A 6,872-nucleotide genomic window follows, 5' to 3' on the forward strand; every position below is an offset into this window, starting at 1 on the left:
TTAACTACCTCAATCTATGCCAAACGCTAAAAAACGGGATGTCCAAGTATTGCCCATCGCCGCAGATACAACTGTGTTGCGATCGCGTAGTTGGACTCAGCTACGATTTGAAATTGAATATGCTTTAGCCAGAGGTACAACCGCTAATTCTTACCTCATTCGCGGCGATAAGCTGGCGCTATTCGATCCCCCTGGTGAAACCTTTACAGATATATATTTAGCAGCTTTACACCAACGTTTTGATGTAGAGCTATTGGATTACGTGATTTTAGGTCATGTCAACCCCAACCGCGCCGTTACTCTCAAAGCCTTACTCAAAGTAGCACCGCAAATAACTTTTGTAACTTCAAACCCTGGTGCAATCAACCTCCGCACTGCATTACCAGATACGGAATTAAAGATTCTCGTTATCAAGGGAGAAGAAACTTTAGACTTAGGCAAAGGTCATAATTTACAATTTATCCCCACACCAAACCCCCGCTATCCCGACGAGCTTTGTACTTACGACCAGCAAACAGAAATACTTTACACCGATAAGTTATTTGGCGCTCATATCTGCGGCGATCAAGTTTTTGATGAAGGGTGGGAAATCTTTAACGAAGACAGGCGTTATTATTACGACTGTCTCATGGCTCCTAATGCCCGTCAAGTAGAAACAGGCTTAGATAAGTTATCGTCTTTTCCTGTCAGGCTATACGCTACAGGTCATGGCCCCTTAGTACGCTACGCTTTACTAGAACTAACCCAAGCTTACCGTACTTGGAGCCAACAACAGAATACTCAAGCTATCAAAGTAGCTTTACTTTATGCTTCTGCCTATGGCAACACGGCAACTTTAGCTAGTGCGATCGCGCGCGGAATTACAAAAGCTGGCGTAGGTGTAGAATCAATCAACTGTGAAGTAGCAGAACCCGCCGAAATTCAAGCCGCAATTGAAAAATCTGCCGGGTTTATCATTGGTTCCCCTACCCTTGGCGGTCATGCACCGACTCCTATTCAAACGGCGTTAGGGATTATCTTATCTACCGCTACTAACAGCCAACTTGCAGGAGTATTTGGTTCTTTTGGCTGGAGTGGCGAAGCTATTGACTTGCTAGAAGGAAAACTGCGCGATGCTGGTTATCGTTTTGGATTTGAAACTCTGCGCGTCAAATTTAAACCTACTGATGTCACGCTAAAACTCTGCGAGGAAGCGGGTACAGACTTTGCTCAATCCTTGAAAAAAGCTAAAAAAGTCCGTTCTCCCAGGGTTCCAGCTACTAATGTCGAACAAGCGGTAGGTCATTTAGTCGGTTCTTTGTGTGTCGTTACATCTCACCAAGACGATGTAGCTAGTGCAATGTTGGCTTCTTGGGTTTCCCAAGCGACTTTTAACCCTCCAGGCTTAACAGTAGCGGTAGCCAAAGAACGAGCCGTAGAATCATTGATGTATCCAGGGAGAAATTTTGTCATTAATATCCTCCCCGAAGGCAAACATTTAGGTTTAATGAAGCATTTTCTTAAACCTTTTACGCCGGGGGAAGACAGATTTACAGGGATTGCTACCGAAAAAGCGGATAATGGTTCTCCTGTACTCAGCGATGCTTTAGCTTATATTGAATGCTCCGTTAGCAACCGCATGGAAGCCGGGGATCATTGGATAGTTTACGCGATCGCAACTTCTGGTAAATTGTTACAGTCTGATGCTCTTACTGCTGTCCATCATCGCAAGTCTGGCAGCCATTACTAACGAATTTTGCTAATGAGACGCTGCATTGCAACGTCTCTACATTTTTATTCGATACGTTTTTCTAAATACTGACCGATCATTTGTTGTTCGCCAGCGCGAGAAATAATTGTTTGTCTAGTTCGATAATTGCTACCCACAAGCTTTAATTCTTCCTCAAATATTGAACCGTTGTACTCGGTTCGCAAACACATAGTTTGGTCATTAATAAAATAATAGTCAGCTTTTACAGGCTTAGGTGTCGCAAAACCGCGATCGCGGTACAATATTGTTCCCAACACTCCAAATAGCGTAGAACCTTTAGATTGCTTTTTCCCCGATACAGAATCGGTACTATTCCAGCTAACTTGCGCTCCACAAGTCAAATCTAAGTCGCTCAATTGGTGCAACTGTGCTAATTGGTGCAATTTTTCGCATCCCTGAGCTAAAAACTTTATAGTAATTAGACTTACCATCTCTTTTGTTTCTCCATCAGGCAAAGTGTAATAACGCCGCTCCGAGCGCCAATTTCCTGCGGATGCTTGGAAAAATTCTGCAATTAATACTGATGCTTCTTTGCTCTGAGCGAGTTGTACTGTCACAATTACCAATCCTTCTGTAACCTAAAGTATGCAACTTTTCGCAATGCTTTGTTAACAATCTTAATATACCAACTATTTTGATAAAGCCATCGAGTTGACGAAGTAAGCTTGTAGATAGAAGGAAAAGTGCGATAGCGCAAGCGCGCTCGGTAACGGGCTTCGCATCTTTTTGTCTTGGTTTTTTACACTCAATTGTCTTTATAGACTTACAATTGATATTTGTGAGTTTTTTAATTTGACCATGAACGCTCAAGAAATCATCCGCTCTATTGAAGCGGAGCAATTAAAGTCGAATTTACCCGATATCTATGTCGGCGATACTGTACGGGTAGGTGTAGTCATTCAGGAAGGCGGCAAAGAACGTACTCAGCCTTATGAAGGTGTAGTAATTGCTATGCGTAATGGTGGCATCAATGAAACCATTACTGTAAGAAAAATATTTCAAAGCATCGGTGTAGAAAGAGTATTTTTACTACATTCACCCCGCATTGAAAGCATTAAAATTTTACGCCGGGGTAAAGTTCGTCGTGCTAAACTCTACTATCTCCGCGATCGCGTTGGTAAGGCAACCCGAATCAAGCAAAGGTTCGATCGCGCTTTGTAGAAATGTTATTAGTTAAAGACGTTGCCATCAACGTCTACTTATGACAACAATGTGATATAGTATTAAATCTGGATGATTGCAGTTATAAAAAGCTGTAACCTTCTAACACATTGTGCGCTCTTAGTTCAGTTGGTAGAACGCAGGTCTCCAAAACCTGATGTCGGGGGTTCAAGTCCTCCAGGGCGCGCTGAAGCAACTTCTGCCCGAAAGCATTGTTACCGAGAAATCGTCAAGCAATAGCAGTCGGGCAGAATTATTGTGTGTAAAACAGTCGTTTCAAGGTTAGTTTTGCAGCCAAGAGACAGTAAATAATATAATTAACTGTTATAGGTGTAAAGTTTCCAGGAGCAAATAGCTACCAGTGAATAAAAAAAACGAAGCTGAGATTCAACCAAATAGCGGATTTAGCCTGACAAAATTTTTTCAAGGCACGAAAGAAGAATTAGATAAAGTCGTGTGGCCCAGTCGTCAACAATTAGTTAGCGAATCGGTCGCCGTTTTATTAATGGTAATTTTATCGGCAGGAATAATTTATCTTGTAGATGGCTTATTTTCTTGGGCAGCAGCAAAGGTATTTTAATGAACTATGCAACAGATGAATCTGATTTAGAGAGCCAAGAAAACAGAGACGATGAAAACTCCGGTTCAACGCCGTCATCGGCGCGTTGGTACGCCGTACAAGTTGCTTCTGGCTGTGAAAAGAAGGTAAAAGCCGACTTAGAACAACGCACTCAAACGTTAGATGTCGCTGATAAAATTGTTCAGATAGAAATTCCGCAAACCCAAGCAATCAAAATCCGCAAAGATGGCAGTAGGCTAGATAGCAAAGAAAAGGTATTTCCTGGCTACGTGCTAATTAAATTGCAACGTTGGCATGACTCCGAAACTGGGGAGTGGAAAATCTACGATCAAGCATGGCAGGTAATAAAAAATACATCTCATGTAATTAACTTTGTCGGAGCCGAGCAAAGAAGGGGTACAGGCAGGGGTCGCGGTCACGTTAAACCTTTACCATTAAGTAGTGCCGAAGTAGAGCGAATCTTCAAACAAACCAGCGAACAAGAGCCAGTAGTCAAAATTGACATTGGTGCGGGAGATAAAATTATTGTTTTATCAGGGCCATTCAAAGACTTTGAAGGCGAAGTTATAGAAGTAAGTCCCGAAAGAAGCAAGCTAAAGGCGCTATTATCGATCTTTGGACGCGATACGCCCGTAGAATTGGAATTTAATCAAGTCGAAAAACAAGGCTAAGACAAACCGATGGCGAAAAAAATAGTAGCAATTATCAAACTGGCGTTAAACGCTGGCAAAGCTAACCCCGCACCACCAGTAGGGCCAGCTTTGGGTCAACACGGCGTAAACATCATGATGTTCTGCAAAGAATATAATGCTAAAACCGCCGACCAAGCGGGGACGGTAATACCTGTAGAGATATCGGTATTTGAAGACCGGAGTTTTACATTTATTCTCAAAACTTCCCCAGCATCGGTGTTGATTCGCAAAGCGGCGGGAATTGAAAAAGGATCAAACGAACCAAATAAAAAGAACGTTGGCTCAATTACCAAAGCCCAATTACAAGAAATCGCTCAGACAAAACTGCCCGATCTCAATGCTAATGATATTGAAGCAGCAATGAAAATTGTCGCCGGAACAGCCAAAAACATGGGCGTAGCGATCGCCGAAAACTAGAATAGACTAACACCAGCGTAATTTTATTAGGGGGAGAGGCACAGCTTCGCAATAAACCCCAGGAAAAAAATGACAAAAAAACTATCCCGCCGACTGACTGAACTGCACAAAAAAGTTGAAGATAAAGCTTACGAGCCGTTAGAAGCTCTCCAGCTATTGAAAGAAACCGCTACGGCCAAGTTTCCTGAAGCCGCCGAAGCGCATATTCGATTGGGAATTGACCCTAAGTACACCGACCAGCAACTACGAACTACCGTAGCCTTACCCAAAGGTACGGGACAAACTATTAGAGTAGCGGTGATTACTAGAGGAGAAAAAGTAGCCGAAGCAAAAAACGCTGGAGCCGATTTAGTGGGTTCAGAGGAATTAATCGACGAAATCCAAAAAGGAATGATGGATTTTGACCTATTGATTGCTACCCCCGATGTTATGCCTCAAGTAGCAAAGCTAGGAAGGGTGCTAGGGCCGCGCGGTTTGATGCCATCGCCTAAAGGTGGTACGGTAACAAATGATATTGCCGGGGCGATTTCTGAATTTAAAGCAGGAAAGCTAGAATTTCGTGCCGACCGTACAGGCATAGTTCATGTTATGTTTGGCAAGGCGGCATTTCCTCCCGAAGATATGCTCTTAAACTTAAAAGCATTGCAAGAAACCATTGATCGCAACCGCCCATCGGGAGCCAAGGGGCGTTACTGGCGGACAATGTATGTATCAGCAACAATGGGGCCATCGATTCAAGTTGATATCAATGCCTTGCGTGACATGAAAACCGACGGAATGTAAAAAAAGCCCAAAAACTTCATAGCCCAAAGCCGAAGACCGCAGGAGCGATTACGCTTAATATCCTGCCGAGGTTTGTATTTGTAAATGCGATCGCCCTTTTTTGGCATCGTATCAAAAATATGACTTCGTTACCCGGCAGATTCTGTCGGGTTTTTGGTTTTCTAAAGGCAGCAATGTTTTATTTAAGGAGGTGAGATAAACATGGGTAGAACGCTAAAAGACAAACAAGCAATGGTTGCGGAAATTAAAGCAACTTTGAGCGAAGCGCAATTAATACTTGCCATCGATTTCCAAGGGCTAACCGTAGCTGAAATTACTGACTTGAGGCGGCGCTTGCGTCCCACAGGTACAGTGTGCAAGATATCTAAAAATACCTTGATGGGAATCGCCATTGACGGTCAGGATAACTGGCAGCCAATGACCGAATTACTCAAAGGGCCATCAGCTTTTTTGCTAGTAAAAGAAGATATTTCGGGAGCAATTAAAGCTTACCAGGAATTTCAAAAAGTTAGCAAAAAAACCGAACTGCGCGGCGGTGTCATGGAAGGGCGTTTGCTTAAAGAAGCAGACGTAAAAGCCCTCGGTGATTTGCCATCGAAAGAACAGCTTATTGCTCAAATTGCTGGCGCTATTAATGGTGTAGCTAGAGGTCTAGCCGTCAGTATTAATGAAGTTCCAGCTTCCCTTGGTCGCAGCCTTAAAGCTGTGTCTGAAAAAGATAGTGGTGGTGGTGACAGCGCCGAAACCGACGTTGCCGCTTAAACGCTAATAGTTTGAAACAATTACAATTTTATTGGAGTTAATCAATGTCTGCTACAACCGATCAAATTCTCGAACAACTAAAAACTCTATCTTTGCTAGAAGCTTCGGAGCTAGTTAAGCAAATTGAAGAAGCTTTTGGCGTGAGTGCTGCTGCACCTGCTGGCGGTATGATGATGATGGCTGGGCCTGGGGCTGCTGCACCCGCCGAAGCCGTTGAGGAACAAACAGAATTTGATGCAATTCTAGAGGATGTTCCCGCCGACAAGAAGATTGCCATTCTAAAAGTAGTCCGGTCTTTGACAGGTTTGGGATTGAAAGAAGCTAAAGACTTAGTCGAATCTACACCAAAGCCTGTTAAAGAAGCTGTAACTAAAGATGTTGCGGAAGATGCTAAAAAGCAGCTTGAAGAAGCTGGTGCGAAAGTAAGTATTAAGTAGAAACTTAGTTAAGACTAGGCTCCCTAACCCCCCTTAAAAAGGGGGGAAATAAAGATTAATTTTTAGGGTTTTGGAGAATTTCTTGGGCGTGAGTCTTACTAAGTAGACTGATAATTTTTAAATATTAAGCCTGCTCTAGTTTAGTAGTCGGCTTTTTTTATTGATGAACCTATCCCACTAACAAAATTCTGTTGCTCCAAAGGTGAATTGTTGCAAGAGAAACAAAAGCATCGCAACAGGCAGAAATTCTCTCCCATCGAACAACGAGCCGACGGCAAGAGCGTTGAAAC

The 6,872-nt window shown here is 43.0% G+C and carries 9 protein-coding genes, 1 tRNA gene and 1 other annotated feature; of the genes, 9 read left to right on the plus strand and 1 reads right to left on the minus strand.

Features of this window, described 5'->3' with window-relative positions; all coding sequences use genetic code 11:
• Positions 1–16: 16 nt before the first annotated feature.
• Positions 17–1,729, plus strand: coding sequence for a diflavin flavoprotein (locus C7B70_RS04030; RefSeq protein ID WP_106367785.1), 1,713 nt, complete (start codon positions 17–19; stop codon positions 1,727–1,729).
• 44 nt (positions 1,730–1,773) lie between these two features.
• On the opposite strand, the gene C7B70_RS04035 is transcribed toward C7B70_RS04030, so the two are convergent.
• Complete coding sequence (locus C7B70_RS04035; RefSeq protein ID WP_199192040.1) at positions 1,774–2,310, minus strand: phycobiliprotein lyase; 537 nt, start codon at positions 2,308–2,310, stop codon at positions 1,774–1,776.
• A 238-nt stretch (positions 2,311–2,548) separates the two neighbouring features.
• On the opposite strand from C7B70_RS04035, the gene rplS reads away from it, so the two are divergent.
• From rplS to rplL, 8 genes are all read left to right on the plus strand, one after another.
• A complete protein-coding gene (rplS, locus tag C7B70_RS04040) occupies positions 2,549–2,911 on the plus strand; it encodes a 50S ribosomal protein L19 (protein ID WP_106367787.1) in 363 nt (120 codons plus the stop codon).
• 114 nt (positions 2,912–3,025) lie between these two features.
• Positions 3,026–3,098, plus strand: a tRNA-Trp gene (locus C7B70_RS04045).
• A gap of 198 nt (positions 3,099–3,296) precedes the next feature.
• Positions 3,297–3,491: a preprotein translocase subunit SecE gene (gene secE / locus C7B70_RS04050; RefSeq protein WP_255409307.1), complete on the plus strand. Its 195-nt coding sequence runs from the start codon at positions 3,297–3,299 to the stop codon at positions 3,489–3,491.
• Entirely contained in the window at positions 3,491–4,162 is a 672-nt protein-coding gene (nusG, locus tag C7B70_RS04055) for a transcription termination/antitermination protein NusG (RefSeq protein WP_106367789.1), read from the plus strand. The genes secE and nusG overlap by 1 nt, the downstream gene beginning before the upstream one ends.
• A gap of 9 nt (positions 4,163–4,171) precedes the next feature.
• Positions 4,172–4,600, plus strand: a complete 429-nt coding sequence (gene rplK / locus C7B70_RS04060; RefSeq protein ID WP_106367790.1) for a 50S ribosomal protein L11 — start codon at positions 4,172–4,174, stop codon at positions 4,598–4,600.
• 69 nt (positions 4,601–4,669) lie between these two features.
• On the plus strand, positions 4,670–5,383 hold the full coding sequence (rplA, locus tag C7B70_RS04065) for a 50S ribosomal protein L1 (RefSeq protein WP_106367791.1): 714 nt from the start codon (positions 4,670–4,672) through the stop codon (positions 5,381–5,383).
• 11 nt (positions 5,384–5,394) lie between these two features.
• Positions 5,395–5,548: a sequence feature (ribosomal protein L10 leader region), on the plus strand.
• Positions 5,549–5,584: 36 nt separating this feature from the next.
• Positions 5,585–6,145, plus strand: coding sequence for a 50S ribosomal protein L10 (gene rplJ, locus C7B70_RS04070; RefSeq protein ID WP_106367792.1), 561 nt, complete (start codon positions 5,585–5,587; stop codon positions 6,143–6,145).
• Positions 6,146–6,189: 44 nt separating this feature from the next.
• The gene (gene rplL / locus C7B70_RS04075) at positions 6,190–6,582 is read left to right on the plus strand and encodes a 50S ribosomal protein L7/L12 (RefSeq protein WP_106367793.1); all 393 of its coding nucleotides are present in this window, start codon (positions 6,190–6,192) and stop codon (positions 6,580–6,582) included.
• Positions 6,583–6,872: the final 290 nt, after the last annotated feature.

Origin of the sequence: Chlorogloea sp. CCALA 695 (genome assembly GCF_003003885.1) — a bacterium.
In the GTDB taxonomy this organism is placed as follows: Bacteria; Cyanobacteriota; Cyanobacteriia; order Cyanobacteriales; family Chroococcidiopsidaceae; genus Aliterella.

Excerpts from the sequence above, each read along its gene's own strand:
- C7B70_RS04030 (WP_106367785.1), top strand. The coding sequence starts at position 17 with ATGCCAAACGCTAAAAAACGGGATGTCCAAGTATTGCCCATCGCCGCA.
- rplS (WP_106367787.1), top strand. The coding sequence starts at position 2,549 with ATGAACGCTCAAGAAATCATCCGCTCTATTGAAGCGGAGCAATTAAAG.
- nusG (WP_106367789.1), top strand. The coding sequence starts at position 3,491 with ATGAACTATGCAACAGATGAATCTGATTTAGAGAGCCAAGAAAACAGA.
- rplK (WP_106367790.1), top strand. The coding sequence starts at position 4,172 with ATGGCGAAAAAAATAGTAGCAATTATCAAACTGGCGTTAAACGCTGGC.
- rplA (WP_106367791.1), top strand. The coding sequence starts at position 4,670 with ATGACAAAAAAACTATCCCGCCGACTGACTGAACTGCACAAAAAAGTT.
- rplJ (WP_106367792.1), top strand. The coding sequence starts at position 5,585 with ATGGGTAGAACGCTAAAAGACAAACAAGCAATGGTTGCGGAAATTAAA.
- rplL (WP_106367793.1), top strand. The coding sequence starts at position 6,190 with ATGTCTGCTACAACCGATCAAATTCTCGAACAACTAAAAACTCTATCT.